General features: G+C 32.1%; 1 pseudogene. It reads left to right on the top strand.

Going from position 1 to position 246, the window contains the following annotated elements:
* Nucleotides 1-60: 60 nt before the first annotated feature.
* Nucleotides 61-246 (top strand): annotated as a pseudogene (locus AC6UD0_RS07460) (hypothetical protein); the annotation flags it as partial.

Here is a 246-nt window from a genome sequence, read left to right on the forward strand (position 1 = left end):
TAATAGCTAATCAAATTGTTAAGTTTTTACAGGTTAATTATTGATGAGAAAGGAGAATATATGGGACAAAAATATGATTATACCCATATTAAAAGCTCAGATGGTAATGATTTAACACTGGTTGATGATTTATTGTTGGAGTTTGCAAATTGGGTTAGAATGAAAGCCTATGGAATTGACGTCCGAGAAGGAATTGCACGTTCCTATGAACGTTTAGGTGTTATTTTAAATCAGTATCAAGCAGAG

The sequence above is a fragment of the Fructilactobacillus sp. X7R9C1 genome, assembly GCF_059901005.1.